17 protein-coding genes are annotated in these 19,709 nt (G+C 63.5%); 9 read left to right on the forward strand and 8 right to left on the reverse strand.

From position 1 onward, the window contains the following. Positions 1–13: 13 nt before the first annotated feature. The 3 genes from C7I87_RS08470 to C7I87_RS08480 form a co-directional block, all read right to left on the reverse strand. Positions 14–928 (reverse strand): ABC transporter permease subunit, encoded by a 915-nt coding sequence (locus C7I87_RS08470; RefSeq protein WP_149903775.1) that lies wholly within the window; start codon positions 926–928, stop codon positions 14–16. 7 nt (positions 929–935) lie between these two features. Then, the gene (locus tag C7I87_RS08475) at positions 936–1,820 is read right to left on the reverse strand and encodes a carbohydrate ABC transporter permease (RefSeq protein WP_149903776.1); all 885 of its coding nucleotides are present in this window, start codon (positions 1,818–1,820) and stop codon (positions 936–938) included. Between the two features lie 104 nt (positions 1,821–1,924). Next, entirely contained in the window at positions 1,925–3,277 is a 1,353-nt protein-coding gene (locus C7I87_RS08480; protein ID WP_149903777.1) for an extracellular solute-binding protein, read from the reverse strand. 236 nt (positions 3,278–3,513) lie between these two features. On the opposite strand from C7I87_RS08480, the gene C7I87_RS08485 reads away from it, so the two are divergent. After that, a complete protein-coding gene (locus tag C7I87_RS08485) occupies positions 3,514–4,548 on the forward strand; it encodes an endonuclease/exonuclease/phosphatase family protein (protein ID WP_149903778.1) in 1,035 nt (344 codons plus the stop codon). 163 nt (positions 4,549–4,711) lie between these two features. Beyond that, positions 4,712–7,162, forward strand: coding sequence for a sensor domain-containing diguanylate cyclase (locus C7I87_RS08490; protein WP_149903779.1), 2,451 nt, complete (start codon positions 4,712–4,714; stop codon positions 7,160–7,162). 1 nt (position 7,163) lies between these two features. Here C7I87_RS08490 and C7I87_RS08495 read toward each other — a convergent pair whose 3' ends face one another. Beyond that, positions 7,164–7,844 (reverse strand): thiol:disulfide interchange protein TlpA, encoded by a 681-nt coding sequence (locus C7I87_RS08495; protein ID WP_149903780.1) that lies wholly within the window; start codon positions 7,842–7,844, stop codon positions 7,164–7,166. 37 nt (positions 7,845–7,881) lie between these two features. Here C7I87_RS08495 and argH point away from each other — a divergent pair, with 37 nt between their 5' ends. The 6 genes from argH (at position 7,882) to C7I87_RS08525 (ending at position 15,740) form a co-directional block, all read left to right on the forward strand. Then, positions 7,882–9,282 (forward strand): argininosuccinate lyase, encoded by a 1,401-nt coding sequence (argH, locus tag C7I87_RS08500; RefSeq protein ID WP_149903781.1) that lies wholly within the window; start codon positions 7,882–7,884, stop codon positions 9,280–9,282. A 116-nt stretch (positions 9,283–9,398) separates the two neighbouring features. Then, a complete protein-coding gene (locus C7I87_RS08505) occupies positions 9,399–9,605 on the forward strand; it encodes a lipoprotein (RefSeq protein ID WP_149903782.1) in 207 nt (68 codons plus the stop codon). Between the two features lie 69 nt (positions 9,606–9,674). Further along, positions 9,675–10,943, forward strand: coding sequence for a diaminopimelate decarboxylase (gene lysA / locus C7I87_RS08510; protein ID WP_149903783.1), 1,269 nt, complete (start codon positions 9,675–9,677; stop codon positions 10,941–10,943). Positions 10,944–10,971: 28 nt separating this feature from the next. Next, positions 10,972–11,913 carry a threonine/serine dehydratase gene (locus C7I87_RS08515; protein WP_149903784.1) on the forward strand — a complete coding sequence of 314 codons (942 nt, stop codon included), beginning with the start codon at positions 10,972–10,974 and terminating at the stop codon, positions 11,911–11,913. A 213-nt stretch (positions 11,914–12,126) separates the two neighbouring features. After that, complete coding sequence (locus tag C7I87_RS08520; protein ID WP_149903785.1) at positions 12,127–14,721, forward strand: TIGR02302 family protein; 2,595 nt, start codon at positions 12,127–12,129, stop codon at positions 14,719–14,721. A 65-nt stretch (positions 14,722–14,786) separates the two neighbouring features. Beyond that, positions 14,787–15,740, forward strand: a complete 954-nt coding sequence (locus tag C7I87_RS08525; RefSeq protein ID WP_149903786.1) for a DUF4238 domain-containing protein — start codon at positions 14,787–14,789, stop codon at positions 15,738–15,740. A gap of 151 nt (positions 15,741–15,891) precedes the next feature. Here C7I87_RS08525 and C7I87_RS08530 read toward each other — a convergent pair whose 3' ends face one another. After that, positions 15,892–16,758: a LysR family transcriptional regulator gene (locus C7I87_RS08530; protein WP_149903787.1), complete on the reverse strand. Its 867-nt coding sequence runs from the start codon at positions 16,756–16,758 to the stop codon at positions 15,892–15,894. 221 nt (positions 16,759–16,979) lie between these two features. Between C7I87_RS08530 and C7I87_RS08535 the strand changes: the two genes are divergently transcribed. Beyond that, on the forward strand, positions 16,980–17,927 hold the full coding sequence (locus C7I87_RS08535; protein ID WP_149903788.1) for a DMT family transporter: 948 nt from the start codon (positions 16,980–16,982) through the stop codon (positions 17,925–17,927). Here the strand turns inward: C7I87_RS08535 and C7I87_RS08540 are convergent, their stop codons facing one another. The 3 genes from C7I87_RS08540 to C7I87_RS08550 form a co-directional block, all read right to left on the reverse strand. Continuing rightward, positions 17,928–18,299, reverse strand: a complete 372-nt coding sequence (locus C7I87_RS08540; protein WP_181166417.1) for a response regulator — start codon at positions 18,297–18,299, stop codon at positions 17,928–17,930. It abuts the gene before it with no gap. 75 nt (positions 18,300–18,374) lie between these two features. Beyond that, positions 18,375–18,917 carry a hypoxanthine phosphoribosyltransferase gene (hpt, locus tag C7I87_RS08545; protein WP_027143486.1) on the reverse strand — a complete coding sequence of 181 codons (543 nt, stop codon included), beginning with the start codon at positions 18,915–18,917 and terminating at the stop codon, positions 18,375–18,377. Positions 18,918–18,940: 23 nt separating this feature from the next. Continuing rightward, positions 18,941–19,585, reverse strand: coding sequence for a hypothetical protein (locus tag C7I87_RS08550; RefSeq protein ID WP_149903789.1), 645 nt, complete (start codon positions 19,583–19,585; stop codon positions 18,941–18,943). Positions 19,586–19,709: the final 124 nt, after the last annotated feature.

Raw genomic sequence — 19,709 nt, forward strand, 5'->3', positions numbered from 1 at the left:
CTTTGTCTCCTTGTTACTTCTCGGTGGCGATCAGGCCGCGCACGAACCAGCGTTGCATGAGCACCACGACGATCAGCGGCGGCAGCATGACGATAAGCGTTCCGGCCATGGCGATGTTCCATTCCGGAATGCCGCCGACATTGGGGATGAGTTGCTTGAGCTCGGTGACGGCAGTCGCATGCGACTGGTCGGTGGTGATGAGCAGCGGCCACAGATACTGGTTCCAGGCCCACAGGAACATGATGGTGCCGAGCGCGGCCATGTTGTTGCGCGACAATGGCAGCAGGATGTCGATGAAGAAGCGCAGCGCGCCGGCGCCGTCCATGCGCGCCGCCTCGGTCAGCTCGTCCGGCACGGTCAGGAAGAACTGCCGGTAGAGGAAGGTCCCGGTGGCGGTCGCGATCAACGGCAGGATCAGCCCGGTATAGGAATTGAGCAACCCGAGGCTGAGCGAAACCTCGACGCCCGAGATCTTCCCGATCAGCCAGCTCAGCCCGGTGATGTCGAGGATGGTCTGGTAGGGCGACAGCACATTGGCGACGACCGCGTAGGTCGGCACGATGCGCACTTCCAGCGGCAGCATCAGCGTGACGAAGATCAGCCAGAAGATGAAGGTGCGACCGGGATAGCGGAAATAGACGATCGAGAAGGCGGTCAGCGCCGAGATAATTACTTTGCCCGCCGCAACGCCGGCAGCCATGACGAAACTGTTGAGCAGCTTGGGGCCAAGGTCGGCCGTCGTCCACGCCGTCTTGATGTTTGTCCAAAAATCGCTGCCCGGCAGCAGCGACATCGGCACGTCGTTGACATCCCTGAGGTTGTGCGACGCGGCCACGGCCACAACCACGAACGGCGCGATGCAAAGTACAAAGCCGACAAACAGGATCAGATGGGTGAAGAAGTTGAGGAACGGGGTGCGCTCGACCATATCAGTCTCACCTGTAGTGCACGCGCCGCTCGATGAAGCGGAACTGGAAAATGGTCAGCACGACGATGAGCAGCATCAGGATGATGCTCTGCGCGGCGGCGCCCGAATAATCGAGGCCTTTGAAGCCATCGGAATAGATCTTGTAGACCATCAGATTGGTGGCATTCGCCGGGCCGCCCGACGTCATGATGTCGACGATACCGAACGAATCCTGGAAGCTTTCCGTGATGTTGATGACCAGCAGGAAGAAGATCGTCGGCGTGATCAGCGGGAACTGGATGTCCCAGAAGCGCCTCATGACTCCGGAGCCGTCCATCGCGGCGGCTTCGATGAGAGAGCGCGGGATGGCTTGGAACGCCGCGAGGAAGAAGATGAAGTTGTAGCCGACATATTTCCAGGAGAAGGCGATGATGATCGAAGCCATGGCGTCAGCGCCGTCGAGACCGGGATCCCAGAAGCCGGGCCAGACCTGATTGACGACGGCCATGAAGCCGGCTTCCGGCGCCAGGATGAAGCGGAACGCCATCGCCAGGGCCGGTGCGGCGATACCGTAAGGCCAGATCAGCACCACGCGATAGAAACGCGAGCCGGCAAGCTGGCGGTCGGTGAGCGCGGCGAGCACAAGCGCAACAAACATCGCAAGCCCGGTGCTGATCCCGGCAAAGACAAGGCTGGCGGTGATCGAGTTCCAGTAGACGGCGTTGGCCAGGATCGAGCGGAAATTGTCGAGCCCGACCCAGATGTTGCCGCCGCCCCAGGGCTGCTGCAGCGTCAGCGACCAGTATACCGCCTGACCGGCAGGCCAGTAGAAGAACGTGAAGATCAGGAGGAGTTGCGGCACCGCGAAGAGGATGCCGATTGTCCAACTGGCGAAAGTGACGCGTTTTTCCATCGGTCCGCCGAGGCCGCGGAACGGCCAGCGCTAGAGCAAGATAAGATTATATACGAAACGGCCGCCCGTCGAATCTCGTCGGGCGGCCCGGGACCTTTCGCAGATCAGGGCAGGGTCTCGCCCGGATAGGTCTGCTGGAAGCGGTCGAGGATAGCGTCGCCATTCTTGACCAGCGTGTCGAGACCTTCCTGGACGCCAACCTTGTTGGCGAAGATCGCCTGCATCTGCGTGCCGAATTCGGCGCGGATCTGGGTGAAGTTGCCCAGGCGCACACCACGGGTGATTTCGGTCGGCTCGGACGCGGTCAGGCTGGCGATGGCGACCTCGCGGCCCTTGTAGGGCGCCTTGTCGTAGAAGCCGGTGGACTTCATGTAGTCGAAGCCCGACTTGGTCACCGGAATATAGCCGGTGTTGGTCGACCAGAACAAAGCGGTCTTGGGATCGTGGATGAAGTTGAGGAACGCGGCCGCGCCCTTGTACTCAGCGTCCGACTTGCCGGAGAGCACCCACAGCGAAGCGCCGCCGACCAGCGAATTCTTGCGCTCGGTGCCGGCATAGGCCGGCAGTTCGGCGACATCCCACTTCATGCCTTCCTTCTGCGTCTTGCCGACCGTGCCGTGATCGCCGACCGAGGTCATGATCACCTGGCAGGTGCCCGAAGCGAAGGCCTGGACCATGTCCTGGCCGAGATCCTTGGACTTGATCTTGATCAGGCCGGCGTCATACCACTTCTTGAGGTCGGTGACGTACTGGACGAATTTGGTCTTGTTGACCTCGAGACGGGCGTCGAGACCGTCATAGCCGTTGTTCTTGGTAGCGATCGGCTGGTTGTGGATAGCCGAGAACTGCTCCATCAGCTGCCAGCTTTCATTGGCCGAGATGTTGATCGCCATCGGGCATTCATAGCCGGCGTCCTTCATCGCCTGCAGGTCGGCGCCCACGTCTTCCCAGGTCTTGGGCGCCTCGGTCTTGCCGATCTTGGCGAAGGCGTCCTTGTTCCAGTACATCAGCGCGGTCGAGGAATTGAACGGGAAGGAAAGCATCTCGCCCTTCGAGGTCGCGTAGTAGCGGGCGATGCCGGGGAAATAGTCGGCGTAGTCGATCTTGTAGCCGTTTTCTTCCATCAGCTTGTCGGCGGGCTTGTAGGCACCCGACAGCATCATCGTGGCGGTGCCGACGTCGTAGACCTGGACTACGGCCGGCTGCTTGCTGGCGCGGAAGGCGGCGATGGTGTTCTGCAGCGTGGCGTCATAGTTGCCCTGGCTGGTGCAGACCACCTCGTAGTCCTTCTGAGACTCGTTGAAGTTCTTGCACATCGTGTCGACGACACGGGCGAGGTCGCCCGATAGGCCGAACCAGAAATCGAATTTTACCGGCTCCGCAAAGGCAGGAACCGCCAGCGCGGTGCTGAGCGCGCCTGCGGCAAGGGCAGCGAGGCCCCGCTTGATAATGGTCATGATTTCTTTCCTCTTGAATGACTGTTGACAAGGGTCTTGCGCAAGTCCTTGCCCGCTCTCTTAGAGAAGGTATGTGACAGTTCTGTTGTCGCCTCTCAGGCCCTGTGGACAGCTGGTCTTTCCTCCCCCTCGGCGGCTGCACCGGCATTAAAACGTCACACCCACGCCTTAGGTAGCTAGGGCGGCTGCCACGGACGTAAAGGTCGTCATGGTTATCCGGCTAAAGGACTGATGAAATGCTGGTGCAGCAGCTGACGCACGTGCCCATCGCCGACAGGCAGGCGATGCGCGAAGGCCCGCGCGACAGCGCCACCCATCTGCGGCTTGCCGCCGCCATTCCAGCCCTTGGCCAGATCGAAATCGGCGGAAAGGCGTCGCACGCGAACGCAGGCGAGACCTTGAAAGTGGTGGCCTGGAACGTCGAGCGGCTCCGTCATGTCGATGCCATCGCACAAACGCTTGTCGGGCGCGCTCCCGACGTCGTGCTGTTATCCGAAGTGGACAAGGGCATGGCGCGCTCCGGCAACGGCCATCCGCTCAGCGTGCTTGCCGACCGGCTGGGCCATGCCTTCGCCTATGGCGTCGAGTTCGTGGAACTCGCCGGCGGCAACGAGGCCGAACGCATGGAAACCGGTGAAGCAGCCAATACGGAGGGCTTTCATGGCAATGCCGTGACCAGCGCCATGCCGCTACTGCGCCCCTTCCTGGTGCGCCTGGACGCTGCCGGCGGCTGGTTCCGGCCGGAGCGCGGCCAGCCGCGCATAGGCGGGCGCATGGCGATCGGCGGCCAGGTGCGTATCGGCAGCCGCAGGGTGACGGTCGTCTCGGTGCACCTTGAAAACCGCACCGATCCGTCCGGCAGGGCCGCCCAGACGCGCCATCTCCTCGACGCCATCGACAGATACGATCCGGAAGCGCCGGTACTGCTCGGCGGCGACTTCAACACGCTGACGGCAAGCCATGAGGAGCGCCATGACAACCCGCGGGCGTGGATGGCGCGGGTCACGGCCGAACCGGATCGGCTGATCCATGCCGAGCGCCACGAGCCGCTGTTCGCGGCCCTTGCCGAGCGCGGCTATGACTGGCAGGCCGCCAACAACATGGACCTGCCCACCCAGCGCCGGCCAGCGGGCACGCCGGTCGGCCGCATCGACTGGTTCTTCACGCGTGGCCTCGCGGCCAGCGCGCCGGCGGTCCTTCCGGCGGTGTTGCCGGATGGCAACCCGAGCTCGGATCATGAAGCCCTGACCGTGACGGTTGGCCTGAAATAGGCGTCGTGTTCAAATCGGCGCGGCTGAATCGGCCGGCGCTCTGGTGACCATCCTGCGCCGACAAGGCACGCTATGGTTGCAGACGGCTTTATCGATCCTTCAACAGCCAAGCATTAATCAGTCATATTTCCTTTTTTATTTCCTATGGGCTAGGGGAAATAAGATGTTGACGGTCTATAACTGCATCGTGCAGCAGCACGATCTGCGACTGGTCGCACTGGCAGCGCTGATCTGCGGGATTTCCTGCTTCTCTGCTGTAAACCTGCTTCACCACATCAGCCGCTCGACAGACCGCAACCGGCTTGCCTGGCTGATGATCGCGGCCACCTCGACCGGCTTCGGCATCTGGGCAACGCATTTCATCGCGATGCTCGCCTTCACCCCGGGCATCCCCAGCGCCTACGATCCGGGGCTCTCCGTGCTCTCGCTCGCCGCCTCGGTCGCACTGACGGCGGCCGGCATGTGGATCGCCACCTTGCGCGACGAGATCGATTACCATCTCGTCGGCGGCGCCATACTGGGCGCCGGCATCGCAGCCATGCACTACATCGGCATGGCGGCGTTCGAGATCCAGGGCCGGATCGAATGGAACCTGCTGCTCGTCGCCGTTTCCCTGCTGGCCGGCATGACGCTTGCGGCACTGGCGCTGCGTGTCGTTCTGCGCCGCACTTCCTTGGCAGCGACATCCGCTGGCGCGGTGCTGCTGACGCTGGCTATCTGCACCTTGCATTTCATCGGCATGGGCGCCGTCTCGATCTTTCCCGATTCCTCGATCGTCATATCCGAATATACGATCGCGCCGACCTCGCAGGCTTTCGCGGCGGCGGCCGCGACGCTGGTGATCCTGGTTCTGTCGGCATCGGCGCTGTGGATCGATCTGCGCTTCCGGCGCCAGAAACTCGAGGTCGACCGCATGCACGGCTTGGCCAATGCAGCCGTGGAAGGCCTGATCGTCTGCGACGGCAGACGCATCGTCAGCGCCAACGACAGCATCGGCAAACTGACCGGCATGCCGCCAGCGACGATGAACGGTATGGAACTGGGCGAACTCTTCGACGAACGTGCCGCATCCGATGCGACAAGCCTGGAGGGCCAGCCACGAGAAGCGGAGCTGAGAAACCGCGACGGGACGAGAATTCCCGTCGAACTGATCGCCAGGAGCATCGATTATTGCGGCAAGCCCCACAATGTCGTCGCCGTCCGTGACATCCGCGAACGTAGGAAGGCGGAGCAGGAGATTCTTCGCCTTGCCCATTTCGATCCGCTGACGGGACTTGCCAATCGCCGCTCCTTCTCCAGCCGTCTCGACATGGAAATCGCATCCATGAACCGCGTCGCAAATGTCGACACAAGCGTCATAGGCCGGCATCTTGCGCTTCTGCTGCTCGACCTTGACCGCTTCAAGGAGGTGAACGACCTTTACGGGCACGGTGCGGGCGATGCCATGTTGCAGAAAGTGGCAAGCTGCGCTTCCGGCGTTCTGCGCCACGGCCAGATGCTCGCGCGCCTGGGTGGCGACGAATTCGCCATCATAGCCCCCAACTTGCCCGACCCGCAGGCGGCGGGCCGGATCGCCAACGCGATACTCGCCGCCATGCGCGAGGAAAACCGGGCAGCGGTCGGCGGCGGCCTGGTCTCGGCCAGCATCGGCATCGCGGTCTATCCGCTCGATGCCGAGGACCAGACCAGTCTGATCAGCCACGCCGATACTGCACTCTATCGCGCCAAGATCGAAGGCAGGGACACCTTTCGCTATTTCGAGGCGTCGATGGGCGCCGAAGCTCGCGACAAACGCGTGATGGAGCACGAATTGCGCCACGCCGTCGTGCGCGGTGAATTCTACCTCGTCTACCAACCTCAGAAGGAGATCAGCAGCGGCAAGATGGTTGGCTTCGAGGCCCTGATCCGCTGGCGCCATCCCGAACGCGGCGAGGTTTCGCCGGCCATTTTCATCCCGGTGGCCGAGGACAGCGGCGCGATTGGCCAGATCGGGGATTGGGTGCTCGAAGCGGCCTGCGAGGAAGCCGCGCGATGGGAAAACCCGCTGACGGTCGCCGTGAACGTCTCCGCGGTGCAACTCCACAACCCTCATTTCAGCCGCAAGGTCCACGAGACCCTGCTGAAGACAGGCCTTGCTCCGACCAGGCTGGAACTGGAGATCACCGAAACCGCGCTGGTGAAGGACATGCCGCGTGCGCTGGCAACGCTGCGGCAGGTCAAGTCGCTCGGCGTGCGCGTGGCCATGGACGATTTCGGAACCGGCTATTCATCGCTCTCAAACCTGCGCGCCTTTCCCTTCGACAAGATCAAGATCGACGCCTCCTTCATCAAGGCGGTCGATACGAACGGCCAGGTCGCGGCGATCGTGCGCGCGGTGCTCGGGCTGGGGCGCGGCCTTGGCCTGCCGGTTCTGGCCGAAGGCGTCGAGACGCTCGGCGAGTTGAAGTTCCTCGACGCCGAGGCCTGTGAGATCGGCCAGGGCTATTACCTGGGCAAACCGGCGCCCATCGAGGTGTTCGATGACCTGACCGGCAACGGCAAGCGCACTGCGATGCGCGCCGACCGCCAGGATGGCAGTCTCGTCCTGCTCAAGCCGAGCGTGCGCTCGGCCTAGCTCACGACCCGAGCGCCGTCTCGATCAGCCGCTTGGCGTCCCGGCCCGACCATTCGGCCGGGCCGTTCATATGGGCGATCAGGCAGCCTTCGCCATCGATCAGCATGGTGACGGGCAGGCCGAGCGCCAGACCGCGCGTCTTGAGGTCATTGAACAGCGTCATCGTCGAATCCCGGTAGTATCCAAGCGTGTGCACACCGGTATCGGCGAGAAACTTCTTCGGCTTCACATCGTCGCCGGCATCGACGTTGACGGCGACGACCTGAAAGGCGCCGCTGCCTTTCTCTTTTTGCAGCGCATCGAGCGCCGGCATTTCGGCACGGCATGGCGCACACCAGGTCGCCCAGAGATTGAGCAGCACCGTCTTGCCGGCATGGTCGGCGATGGTCATCGGCTTGCCGTCCGGCCCGTTGAAGGCGAGGCTTCTCATCGACTGCGGCGGATCGGCCGGCAAAAGTGCCGCGACCTCGCCGGTGGCCGCGGCCGCGATCTTCTTGGCGCGATCGCTCTTGGCGGCGCAGGCGACGTCGTCCTTGCTGTCGCCGGCGGCCACCTGCGCCGGTGCGTTGTTGCCAGACCGGCTCTCGCTGACATATACCGCGACCGCGCCGGCCAGCGCTCCCGCCACCAGGGCGGCGAGGATCAGGCGCGGGGCCGGGAAAAATCTGTTTCCGTCTGCCATTTTCTCAAAATTGCTCCGAAGCACGGGTTTTATAGCGATGGGCGACAAGAAGACCAGCAACCAGATGTGGGGCGGACGATTTGCCTCGGGTCCGGCCGCGATCATGGAAGCGATCAACGCGTCGATCTCGTTCGACCGCAAACTCTACGCGCAGGATATCCGCGGTTCGATCGCCCATAGTGAGATGCTGGCGCAGACGGGCATTATTTCGGCGGCCGATCAAGAAAAAATCGCTCACGGCCTGAACACGATCCTGAAAGAGATCGAAGCCGGCACATTCGAGTTCTCGACCAGGCTGGAAGACATCCACATGAATGTCGAGGCCCGCCTCGCCGACCTGATCGGTCCGGCGGCCGGCCGGCTGCACACCGCCCGCTCGCGCAACGACCAGGTGGCTGTCGATCTGAGGCTCTGGGTCAAGGACGAGTGTTTTCGCGTCGCCGAGGCGTTGAAGGGGCTGATCGGGGCGCTGCTGGCGCGGGCCGAGGAACATGCGGCGACCGTCATGCCGGGCTTTACCCATATGCAGGCAGCACAACCGGTGACCTTCGGCCATCATTGCATGGCCTATGTCGAGATGTTTTCGCGCGACCTGTCGCGCGTGCGCGGCGCCATCGAACGGATGGACGAGAGCCCGCTTGGTGCCGCGGCCCTTGCCGGCACCAGCTTCCCGATCGACCGGCACCAGACCGCCAGGGCGCTCGGTTTCCGCGAGCCGATGCGCAATTCGCTGGACAGCGTCTCCGACCGCGATTTTGCGCTGGAGTTCCTCGCCATGGCCGCGATCTGCGCCACGCACCTGTCGCGGTTGGCGGAGGAGATCATCATCTGGTCGACGCCGCAATTCGGTTTCATCAGGCTGTCGGATAGTTTTTCCACCGGCTCCTCGATCATGCCGCAGAAAAAGAACCCTGACGCCGCCGAACTGGTGCGCGGCAAGACCGGCCGCGTCAACGGCCATCTGGTCGGCCTGCTGACGGTGATGAAAGGCATGCCTTTGACCTATGGCAAGGACATGCAGGAAGACAAGGAATCCGTCTTCGACGCCGCCGAGACGCTCGACCTGATGCTGGCCGCGATGACCGGCATGGTCTCGGACATGACGGTGAACGCGGCCGCAATGAAGAAGGCCGCCGGCTCCGGTCACGCCACCGCCACCGACCTCGCCGACTGGCTGGTGCGCACTCTGGGCCTGCCGTTCCGCGAGGCGCATCATGTCACCGGCCGCGCGGTGGCGCTGGCCGAAGACAAGAAGGTGAGCCTGGAGAAGCTTTCGCTGGAAGACCTGCAATCGATCAACCCAGGCATCACGACGGACATATTTTCGGTGCTGGCGGTGCAGAACTCGGTCAAGAGCCGGACCAGCTTCGGCGGCACCGCGCCATCGGAAGTGAGGAAGCAGATCCGCGCCTGGAAAAAGCGCATCGCCAAGGCGTGATGCCGGATATTGCGACCAGCAATATCCCGATTTTGCAACCAGCAATATCCGGGGTGCAATACGCCGAGAACTCGGCTAAAAGCGGCGGCTGGCAAACGTTTCGGACGGATGGATCGATGACCGGAAGCAGGATTTTGGTGACGCTGACGCTTCTGGCGGCTCTTGCCTCCGTGACGGCCTGCGGCCGCAAGGCCGGTCTCGACACGCCTTACGAGGCGGCCGTTCAGGCGCGCAAGGATGCCGAAAGGGCCAAACAGCCCCTGCCGCCGGAGCCGGAAAAACCGGTCAAGGACAAGCCGTTCATCCTCGACCCGCTGATCTAGAGCCGATGAGACTGGGTTTGATTTTCCAAACCCGATGTCATCGTGCTCCAACTTTCCGGAACCACTCTCGTGAACCATTTCGACTACCGCGACGGCGTGCTGCATGCCGAGGACGTCGCAATCCCTGATATCGCCGCAGAGGTCGGCACGCCGTTCTACTGTTATTCGACGGCGACCCTGACCAGGCACTACCGTGTCTTCGTCAAGGCCTTTGCCGGGCTCGACACGCTGGTCTGCTACGCCATGAAGGCCAATTCCAACCAGGCCGTGCTGCGGACCCTGGCCAAGCTCGGCGCTGGAGCCGACGTGGTCTCGGAAGGCGAATTGCGCCGGGCGCTGGCCGCCGGCATCCCGGCCAGCAAGATCCTGTTCTCCGGTGTCGGCAAGACCGCGCGTGAAATGGACTTCGCGCTCGAAGCCGGCATCCTTTGCTTCAACGTCGAATCCGAGCCGGAGCTCGAACTCCTGTCGGCCCGCGCCACGGCACTCGGCAAGGTGGCGCCGGTGTCGCTGCGCATCAATCCCGACGTCGACGCCAGGACCCACAAGAAGATCTCCACCGGCAAGGCCGAGAACAAGTTCGGCATTCCGTGGCAGCGAGCGCGCCAGGTCTATGCCCGCGCGGCAACGCTTCCCGGCATCAGGATCACCGGCATCGATACCCATATCGGCAGCCAAATCACCGAACTGCAGCCTTTCGACGACGCCTTCGCCCTGCTGGTCGACCTGGTCGGTGCGCTGCGCGCCGACGGCCACGCCATCGAGCATGTCGATCTCGGCGGCGGCCTCGGCATTCCCTACCGCGTCGACAACAACCCGCCCCCTTTGCCCGACGCCTATGCGCAGATCGTCCGCAAGCATGTCACCAAGTTGGGCCTGAAGGTGATGTTCGAGCCGGGCCGGCTGATCGTCGGCAATGCCGGCATCCTGGTCTCGGAAGTGATTTTCGTGAAGGAAGGCGACGCCAAGAATTTTCTGGTCGTCGACGCCGCCATGAACGACCTGATCCGGCCGACGCTCTACGACGCCTTCCACGAGATCAGGCCGGTCGTGCAGTCACCGGCCGACACGCCGCGCATGATGATCGACGTAGTCGGCCAGGTCTGCGAGACCGGTGACTATCTCGGCCTCGACCGCGACCTGCCCAGGCTGAAGGCGGGCGATCTCATCGCCGTTTCCACCGCGGGCGCCTATGGCGCGGTCCAGGCCGGCACCTACAACACCCGCCTGCTGGTGCCGGAGGTGCTGGTCGACGGCGACCGTTTCCATGTCGTGCGTCCGCGCCTGACCTATGACGAGCTGATCGGGCTGGATTCGGTGCCAGACTGGCTTGCATAGACCGCAAACTCTGTACGGGGAGGAAGTCATGCCACAGGGCTACGCCATCACGCGCGAACGCATTGCCGCGATGGAACCGCGCATCCGCCCCTATATCAGGCGCACGCCGGTTCTGCGCGTCGACATGGCAGACTTCGACCGGCCGCCATTGGCGGTCGACCTTAAGCTCGAATGCCTGCAGCATTCCGGATCATTCAAAGCACGCGGCGCCTTCACCAATCTTCTGGAACGGCCAGTCCCCGGGGCCGGCGTCGTCGCCGCATCGGGCGGCAACCATGGCGCGGCGGTCGCCTACGCCGCCATGCGGCTTGGCCACAAGGCGACCATCTTCGTTCCCGAGGTGAGCCCGCAGGCCAAGCTGGACCGCATTCGCGGCTATGGCGCCGACCTCGTCGTCGGCGGCGCCCGTTATGCCGAAGCGCTGGCCGCCAGCGAACGTTTCGCCGAGCAAACAGGCGCCTTGCAGATCCACGCCTTCAACCAGGAGGAAACGTTGATCGGCCAGGGCACGCTTGGGCTCGAAATCGAAAGCGATCTGCCCGAGATCGACACGCTGCTGGTCGCCGTCGGCGGTGGCGGCCTGATCGGCGGCATCGCCGCCTGGTATGCCGGCCGCATCCGCATCGTGGCCGTCGAGCCCGAGGGCGCGCCGACGCTTCATCGCGCCTTCGAGGCCGGTCATCCGGTCGACGCGCCGGCCGAGGGCATCGCCGCCGATTCGCTGGCACCGAAACGCGTCGGCGAAATGATGTTCCCGATCGCCGAAGCCTTCGTCGAACGCTCCATCCTGGTCAGCGACGACGACATCATTGCCGCCCAGAAAGCGCTCTGGAACCGCGTGCGCATCATCTCGGAACCAGGCGGTGCCGCTGCCTTCGCCGCGATCCTGTCCGGCCGCTACACGCCGACGCCGGGCGAACGGATCGCCGTTCTGGTCTGTGGGGCCAACGCAAACCCCGCCAATTTCTGATTGCAACCATTTCGGCCGGCTTCACGTTTTCTCAAACTGCCTCGCCTTTGCCGTGTTTGCTGGTATTCTTCGAGTCGTGAGGCCTGGGCTATCCTGCCCCGCCTCGCAGCATGGTCCCGAAAAGTGGAATCCAGTTTTCGGGACAGATCATGCTCAAAGAGATAGAGCCTCATTCCAATCCTTTCAGGAAGGAACAGGTTCTAGGAAGGGCCGATGACGCAACGACCCACCTTCAGCAACGATCGCGGCCTGGCCGGACGCCTGGCCTTGAGCCGGCTGGCGACGCGGATCGCGATGACGGTGGAGCGTGGCTGGCCGCTGCTGCTCCCGCTCCTTGTTGTCGCCGGCCTGTTCCTCAGCGTCTCCTGGTTCGGCATTTTCCCCCGGCTACCGGATCTCGCGCGCATCGGCCTTGTCGTGGTGTTCGGCCTGGCAGGGCTGGCCGCGCTTTATCCGCTGCGATTTTTCCGCATGCCTGGCGCCGCCGAGGTCGACCGCCGCATCGAGGCCGCCAATAGACTGCTGCACAGCCCCGTACAGGTGCAGAGCGACCGGCCCAGCGGCCAGGAAAGCAGTTTTTCGCAAGCGCTCTGGCGCGAGCACCAGAAGCGCATGGCTGGAAAGCTCGACAGTCTCGGCGCCGACCTGCCGCGCACGCGCGTGCCGGAGCGCGACCCCTGGGGGCTTCGCGCCGTGGCGGTGCTGCTGCTCGTCACCGCCTTTGCCTTCTCCTTCGGGCCGACCGGCGGTAGGATAGCGGACGGTTTCAGGGCACATGGCACGCTCGACGTCGTGCCGCCGCGCATCGACGCCTGGGTGACGCCGCCGGCCTATACCGGCAAGCCGCCGATCTTCCTGACCGCCGACGCCAACCAGTCGACGCCGACTTTCCATGTCCCCGAGGGTAGCGACGTCTCGTTGCGCGTCACCGGAGGCTCGGGCGAGGAAACGCTCGCCTATGCCGACAAGGACGGCAACGCGCGCGCCATTGATCCGGCCAGCCCGCAAGCCGCCGCCACGGTCAAACCGGCCGCAAGCCCGACACCGTCGAAGGTGCGCCAATTCATCGGCAAGCTGACTGGCGACGGCACGCTGACGCTGAAATCGGGCGACGATCAGCTTGGCCGCTGGGCCTTCGCCGTGATCCCTGACAAGCCGCCGCAGATCCGCTTCGTCGGCGAGCCCAAGCGCGCCGCCAACGGCGCGTTCGAGCTCAACTACCAGATCGACGACGACTATGGCGCCGCCACCGCCAAGGCGGTCTTCACGCTGGCCGACCCACAGGCGCCAGGCGCGCATCCGCTCTATGGTCCGCCCGACATGCCGCTGACACTGCCGCGCCGCGGCGGCAAGTCGAATGCCGCTCGGACCACGAAGGATCTGACCGAGCACGTCTGGGCCGGCAGCAGCATCAAGCTGACACTCGTCGCCACGGACGACGCCGGACACACCGCGTCCAGCGTGACGAAGACGCTCGTGATGCCGGAGCGACCGTTCGCCAATCCGCTGGCCCGCGCCGTGATCGAACAGCGCCGCCTGCTCGCGCTCGACGCCAATGCCAAGCCGCGCGTGCTCGACCTGATGGAGGCCATCACGTTGCGGCCCGAAGACACGTTCGACACCATGTCCCACTACCTCGCCATCATGAGCGCGATGAGCCGGCTGAAACTGGCCGGGAACGACGATCAGCTGCGCAACGAGGTCGCCTACCTCTGGGAGATCGCGCTCGGCATCGAGGAGGGCAACCTCTCGGCCGCCGAGAAGCGGCTGCGCCAGGCACAGCAGGCGCTGCAGGACGCCATCAAGAACGGCGCCAGCGACGCCGAGATCGAGAAGGCGATGAAGGAACTGCGCGAGGCGATGAACCAGTTCCTGCAGGAATTCGCCGAACGCGCCAAGCAGAACCCGAATGCGCCGCAAATGCAGCAGAACGGCCAGGAACTGCGACAGAGCGACATCGACCGCATGATGGACCAGATCGAGAACCTGGCGAAGTCGGGCGACCGCGACAAGGCGCAGCAATTGCTGTCGCAGCTGCAGGACATGATGAACAACCTCCAGGCGGGCCGCCAGCAACAGGGCGGTGAGCAGGACAGCCAGATGCGCCAGCAGATGGACAAGCTCGGCGAGATCCTGCGGCGCCAGCAGGAGATGATGAACGACACCTTCCGCATGGACCAGATGCAGCGCGGCGAGCGCCAGCGTGGCGAGAACCGCGACGAGCAGCTTGGCCAGGGCGGTGGCGAGGACCAGGACAAGCCAGGCGTTGGGCAGGACCGCGATCCGCTCGCCAGGCCGAAGCCGATGACGCCGCAGGAATTCGCCGATGCGCTTAAGCAGTTGCAGGAAGGCCAGGGCCAGTTGAAGAGCGATCTCGAACAGCTGAAGAAAGGCCTCGAAGGCATGGGCATGGAGCCCAATGAAGGATTTGGCGAGGCCGGCAAGTCCATGGGCAGCGCCGAGCAGGCGCTTGGCGAGGGCCAGGGCGACGAGGCCGTCGGCCATCAGGGCCGGGCGCTCGAAGCGCTGCGCAAGGGCGCCAAGGACATGATGAAGCAGATGCAGGCCATGCAGGGCGACCAGGGCGGCAGCCAGCAAGGCGGCCGCCAGCAGGACGCCGACCGCGACCCGCTCGGCCGGCCGCGCGCCAGCCAGGGTCCTGATTTCGGCGATTCGGTGAAAGTGCCCGACGAGATCGATGTGCAGCGCGCCCGCCAGATCCTGGAAGCGATCCGCAAGCGGCTCGGCAACGCGCTCAGCCCCGATATCGAGCGCAGCTATCTGGAACGGCTGCTTGAGCTGAAATAGAGATTATCGCCCTCGGAATGGCTGCAATCCCATAGAACGCGTGCGCTTGGCGCTAAGGAAGTCCGATGCGCAAGGACCACTATGTGGCGCGAACCTACCTCCAGCGTTTCGTTCCACAGGGAGGTATGCTGCACGCCTACCGCAAGTCGGACATGAAAGATTTTCCCTGTCATCCTGGCGACATATGCCGGGAGATGGGTGGTGACATCGTTCCCGATTTCCTTTCCAAGCCCGAGGCCCTTGGCGAGTACCGGAAGACTTTCGAACGGTACTGGAAACCTTCGGTGGAGGCGCTGGCGAACGGCCATGCGTCGGCAGAAATCAAGTTCGCCGTTTCGGGCTATATGGCAAATCTTATGGTCACCACTCCTGCCACTACGCGGCTATACGTGGAGGGTAGCAACCGGAATGTCATTGAGACAGTCCGAGCATACCAAGTATTGAATGCGCGCCGAGGGAAAGCCGACCCAAAATTACAGAGAGCTATCGAGGAGGTAGACGCAGGACGCATCGCGGTCGAAACCTATCCAAACTTCATCCGCGCCATGATGACACGCCAACTCACGGAGCATGCTTGGCGCATCTATAACGCCGATTGGATTGTAGTGACAAATTCCACCCATCTGGAATTCGTCACCTGCGACAACCCGGCTGCGTTCCACGATCCTGGTCCTTTCCGGGGCGGAAAGCCTATCCTGCCCCGCTATCTACCGCTATCGCCTTCGCTTTGCCTTCATGTCGTCATGGACGTCTCAATGCGGCTTGGCGAGGCTGATTTTTCCGGAGAACCTCAGGGGTCTGTTCGGTTCGCGACGATCGAGCCCAGAGGAGTTGAACGGATCAACGAGGCGGTCGTGCAATGCGCGGAAGAGCTGATTATCTCGTCCGGAAAACGGAATGACATCGAGGCCCTGGTAGCAAAGTACGCTAGCCATCGCGTGACACAGGAACTTATCTCGACCCCTCACCACGATGGCTTCCTTCAAGCAATGCGGATGCGAGTCATTGCGCCGGAGTAGCACAGCGTTGGAGCCAATCGGCCACCGGTTCTCTGCGATGAGGATCGAGCGCCCGCACGACATTCGATTGTCGAGGCCTCACTTCATGAACCGCTCCTGAGCCCTGTGTCGCGAGCAAGGAAAGAGATGCTAATTTTCCGTGAGGATATGCCTAATCCAGGTGCCTGTTGACGAACGCCTCGCGGATCGCCTCCTGCATGCCGTCGATCGCCTCGCCCGACGCGTTCGGATTGCGGTGCATCACCACATTGGAGGAATCGATGTCGCCGAACCCGTCGGCGACCGTGAGTTCGCGGCAGTCCGCCGGAATGTTGCTGCGCGAAATCGGCGCGATCGCCAAGCCTGAGGTGACGGCAAGCTTCAGGCCGCCGGTGGTGTCGCTGGTATAGGCGACGCGATAGGCAAGGCCGCGCTGCTCCAGCGATTTGATGGCGAAATCCTTGCACCAGCTGGCCCGGTTGTAGAGCGCGATCGGCACCGGACGTTCCTCATGCATGTGATGCAGGTTGGACGTCACCCAGACCGTCGGATCGTGCATCAGCACTTCGCCGCCGGATGGGTCCTGCCATTCGAACACCACGCACAGATCGAGCTCGCCGGCGCCGAGCGCCGCGATCTGCGCCTCCGAATGGGCGTAACGCACGGTGACCTCGACCTTGGTATGGCGCTTCGAGAATGCGCCGAGCGCGCGCGACAAGATGGCGTGGCCATATTCCTCCGGAATGCCGATGCGCACCGGCCCGCCCAGTGGTGCTGCCGCCATCGACGCCGCCGTCTCGTCGAGCAGCGAGACGATGCGGCGGGCATTGACGATGAGTTCGCCGCCACGCCGCGTCAGTGCGACACCGCGGGAACCACGCTCGAACAGGCTGTCGCCGACCAGCTCTTCGAGCTTCTTCATCTGCATCGAGACGGCCGACTGCGTGCGGCCGGCCTGCTCGGCCGCCCTCGTGAAATTGCCGGCCTCTGCGATGGCCACGAAGGTGCGCAGGAGATCGCTGTCGAGGGTTGGCCGCATGGCATCCATCATAAGCAGATTTGATTGCTGGCATCATTCCAATTCGTTTGCAACATGTCAAACGCCGGCCGATAGTCGCCTCACCCATTGGATATGCAGCCGTGAAATCGGCCGCGGACCAATCAGAGAGTCCTCACTCGTGCCCGCTGCCCGAAAACGGTGGCGGGTTCTTTTTGATCTGGAGAGGGTCCCGGATCGGATGCGCGGGAGCCTGAACGCCGATGCAGAATAGGATGGTGCGCGGCATCCTGAGCCTGTGCCTGGGCGTGCTGGTCTTCTCGCTGCAGGACCCGCTCGTCAAAGCAGTGTCGAGCGGCTACCCGGTGACCGAGGTGATGGCGATCCGCTCGATCATCGCCCTGCCGATCCTGATTGCTCTCGTCCATGCCGATGTCGGACTCCGCGCCATCCTGTCGCGACGCTTCGGCATGCTGACGATGCGCGCCTTCATTCAGTTCACGTCCTACACCGTCTATTACCTGGCCATCGCCGCCCTCCCGCTGGCCGACGCCGTGGCGCTCTATTTCATGGCGCCGCTCTGCATCATGGCGATGGCCGGCCCCTATCTTGGCGAGCGCGTTTCCTGGCAGACGCTGGCAACCGTGCTGATCGGCATGCTTGGCGTCCTGGTGATGGTGCGCCCGGGCGCCGGACTGTTCGACTGGGCGGCCTTGTTGTCGCTAGGCTCGGCCGTGCTCTACGGCTTTTCGCAATTGATGGCTCGCAAGATCGGCGACACCGAATCCTCCACTGTAATGGCCTTCTACCAGAATGGCGCCTATCTGACCGGCGCGGCCGTGGTTGCCGGCACGTTCCACCTCGCCGGCATAACCCACGCCGTCCACCCGAGCCTCGAATTCCTGGTGCGGCCGTGGATCTGGCCGACACTGCCGGATTTCCTAAAGATGGCCGCGTGCGGTTTCGTCGCCTCGGCCGGCATGATCCTGCTTTCGCAGGGCTACCGGCTGGCGCCGGCCAACCGCGTCGCCACCTTCGAATATAGCGGCATCCTGTGGTCGCCGCTGTGGGGTTTCCTGTTCTTCGCCGAGGTACCACGCTCGACAACCGTGATCGGCGCGACGCTCATTATCGGCGCCGGCCTGCTGGCGCTCAACACCGAGCGGCGGACCAGCCTGGCGCCGGCGCTTGTCGCCAGGGATCCGGCCTGATCAGGCGAAGCAGATCAGCGCCCGTTCGACGCGCGAACGGATCTCGGCCAGCGTGAAGGGTTTTTGCACGACATCGAGGATGATGCCGTTCAATTCCTCGGCGCGCTCGCGCTGGTCGGCATAGCCGGTCATCAGCATGATCTTCATCGCCGGGAAAAGCGCTGCGGCCGCAACCGCCATCTCGATGCCGTCCATCTCCGGCATGCGAATGTCGGAGACGACGAGATCGTAGCCGCCTTTTGCGGCGCGGATCAGCGAAAGCCCCTGCGCGCCGTCGGCGGCGATATCGATTGCGTGGCCGGCGCGTTCGAGCGCGCGGGCTGCGAGGGTGCGGACGGACTCATCGTCCTCGACGATCAGAAGCTTTGCCATGGCCGGCATATTTGGCGGCGAAAAGTTGACTTTTCCTGAAAGCGGAGCGGGTCAGCAAGTCTTTTTGGAAGTCGCTCAAACATCGCCCTTGACGACACCCACGAACGGCAGTTCGCGGAAGGCATGCGAGACATCCATGCCGTAGCCGACGACGAAATAATCGGGGCAGTCGAAGCCGACATAATCGGCGTTGAGTGCGGTCTGGCGGCGCATGCGCTTGTCGAGGAGGACGGCAATGGAACAGCTTTTCGCGCCGCGCGACAGCATCAGGTCGCGGGTGAAGCTCAGCGTCTTGCCCGATTCCAGAATGTCGTCGATCAGCAGCACGTCGCGGCCGGCGACCTCGTTGTCGATGTCGCGCAGCACCCTGACCTCGCCGCTGGTGGTGCCGGCACCGTAGCTGGAGATGAAGATGAACTCGACTTCCGGCGACAGGCCGACATCGTGCATGGCGCGGATCAGGTCGGCTGCGAAGATGAACGAGCCTTTCAGCACCGAAATCACCAGCAGATCGTGATAGTCGTGCCCGGCGATCTCCTTGGCGAGTTCGAGGTTGCGCCGCGCGATCGCCGATGCCGAAAACAGGACTTCGATGTCCTTGCCGCGTACGATGGGCATTGCTGGTCTTCCCCGGTGATCGCCTATTCGGCGAAAGTAACCAAAACGGTTCTCACGCCGTTCTTAGGCACGTCGAGCCGGCTGGCAAAGCCGAATCTTTCACCCGATGCCAGCGAGCGGCCGGATGTCCCCAACGTATAGCGGATCGTGCGCCCGTCATTGCCCGTCACCCGGATTTCGAGCGGCGGCATTGTCGCCGGCCTCGCCCCGTCATTGGCGGCCTCGCCATCGACGAACAGCACCGGATTGGCTCCCGAGGCGTCGACGCGTGAGGTGATGCCTGAAATCGTCAGCGCCGACGCTTGCGCGCCGGACAGGAACGGCGCCTGGCGCACCAGCGCATGTCCGCCGGAGACCCAGAAGGCGGCAAGGGCGGCACCAATGCCGGCGATCCAGAAGATCGGCCCGCCGCGCGAGGCCGATGGCCGTTCCGCCGGCGCCTCCGGCTTGCGCAACATATCCATGCCCTCGATGGGCGGGGTGACGATCACACGCGGCGGCGGTGAATCGCTTTCCACGGCAGGAGCAAAGCGCGGCATCACTTCATAGTCGGCATCGATGATATCGGCCGCCGGACTGCGCGCGATCCGGTCCGCCGCGGCAATTGCCGGTGGATCGGTCATGATTTCGCCGGAAACCGGGCGCGCGGTTCGCTGGTCAGCCATCATGGCCTAGTATTGCACCTGTTCGCTTTTCGTTTCTTTTGCGTAAACACAAATGGTTAACGCTTCCCCACCGGAGCTCTCGTGACGCGCCGAAACAGCCGAGGAATTAACCGCCGGTTAACCATGC

It is taken from the genome of Mesorhizobium sp. SARCC-RB16n (assembly GCF_008520305.1).
Taxonomy (GTDB): Bacteria; Pseudomonadota; Alphaproteobacteria; order Rhizobiales; family Rhizobiaceae; genus Mesorhizobium.

What these genes read in the sequence shown, in the direction of transcription:
- C7I87_RS08495 (WP_149903780.1), bottom strand. Translation starts at nt 7,844, where the DNA reads ATGGCAGACGGAAACAGATTTTTCCCGGCCCCGCGCCTGATCCTCGCC.
- C7I87_RS08470 (WP_149903775.1), bottom strand. Translation starts at nt 928, where the DNA reads ATGGTCGAGCGCACCCCGTTCCTCAACTTCTTCACCCATCTGATCCTG.
- C7I87_RS08485 (WP_149903778.1), top strand. Translation starts at nt 3,514, where the DNA reads ATGCTGGTGCAGCAGCTGACGCACGTGCCCATCGCCGACAGGCAGGCG.
- C7I87_RS08530 (WP_149903787.1), bottom strand. Translation starts at nt 16,758, where the DNA reads ATGCGGCCAACCCTCGACAGCGATCTCCTGCGCACCTTCGTGGCCATC.
- C7I87_RS08525 (WP_149903786.1), top strand. Translation starts at nt 14,787, where the DNA reads ATGCGCAAGGACCACTATGTGGCGCGAACCTACCTCCAGCGTTTCGTT.
- C7I87_RS08480 (WP_149903777.1), bottom strand. Translation starts at nt 3,277, where the DNA reads ATGACCATTATCAAGCGGGGCCTCGCTGCCCTTGCCGCAGGCGCGCTC.
- C7I87_RS08515 (WP_149903784.1), top strand. Translation starts at nt 10,972, where the DNA reads ATGCCACAGGGCTACGCCATCACGCGCGAACGCATTGCCGCGATGGAA.
- C7I87_RS08490 (WP_149903779.1), top strand. Translation starts at nt 4,712, where the DNA reads ATGTTGACGGTCTATAACTGCATCGTGCAGCAGCACGATCTGCGACTG.
- C7I87_RS08520 (WP_149903785.1), top strand. Translation starts at nt 12,127, where the DNA reads ATGACGCAACGACCCACCTTCAGCAACGATCGCGGCCTGGCCGGACGC.
- C7I87_RS08535 (WP_149903788.1), top strand. Translation starts at nt 16,980, where the DNA reads ATGCAGAATAGGATGGTGCGCGGCATCCTGAGCCTGTGCCTGGGCGTG.
- C7I87_RS08540 (WP_181166417.1), bottom strand. Translation starts at nt 18,299, where the DNA reads ATGGCAAAGCTTCTGATCGTCGAGGACGATGAGTCCGTCCGCACCCTC.
- C7I87_RS08505 (WP_149903782.1), top strand. Translation starts at nt 9,399, where the DNA reads ATGACCGGAAGCAGGATTTTGGTGACGCTGACGCTTCTGGCGGCTCTT.
- argH (WP_149903781.1), top strand. Translation starts at nt 7,882, where the DNA reads ATGGGCGACAAGAAGACCAGCAACCAGATGTGGGGCGGACGATTTGCC.
- hpt (WP_027143486.1), bottom strand. Translation starts at nt 18,917, where the DNA reads ATGCCCATCGTACGCGGCAAGGACATCGAAGTCCTGTTTTCGGCATCG.
- C7I87_RS08550 (WP_149903789.1), bottom strand. Translation starts at nt 19,585, where the DNA reads ATGATGGCTGACCAGCGAACCGCGCGCCCGGTTTCCGGCGAAATCATG.
- C7I87_RS08475 (WP_149903776.1), bottom strand. Translation starts at nt 1,820, where the DNA reads ATGGAAAAACGCGTCACTTTCGCCAGTTGGACAATCGGCATCCTCTTC.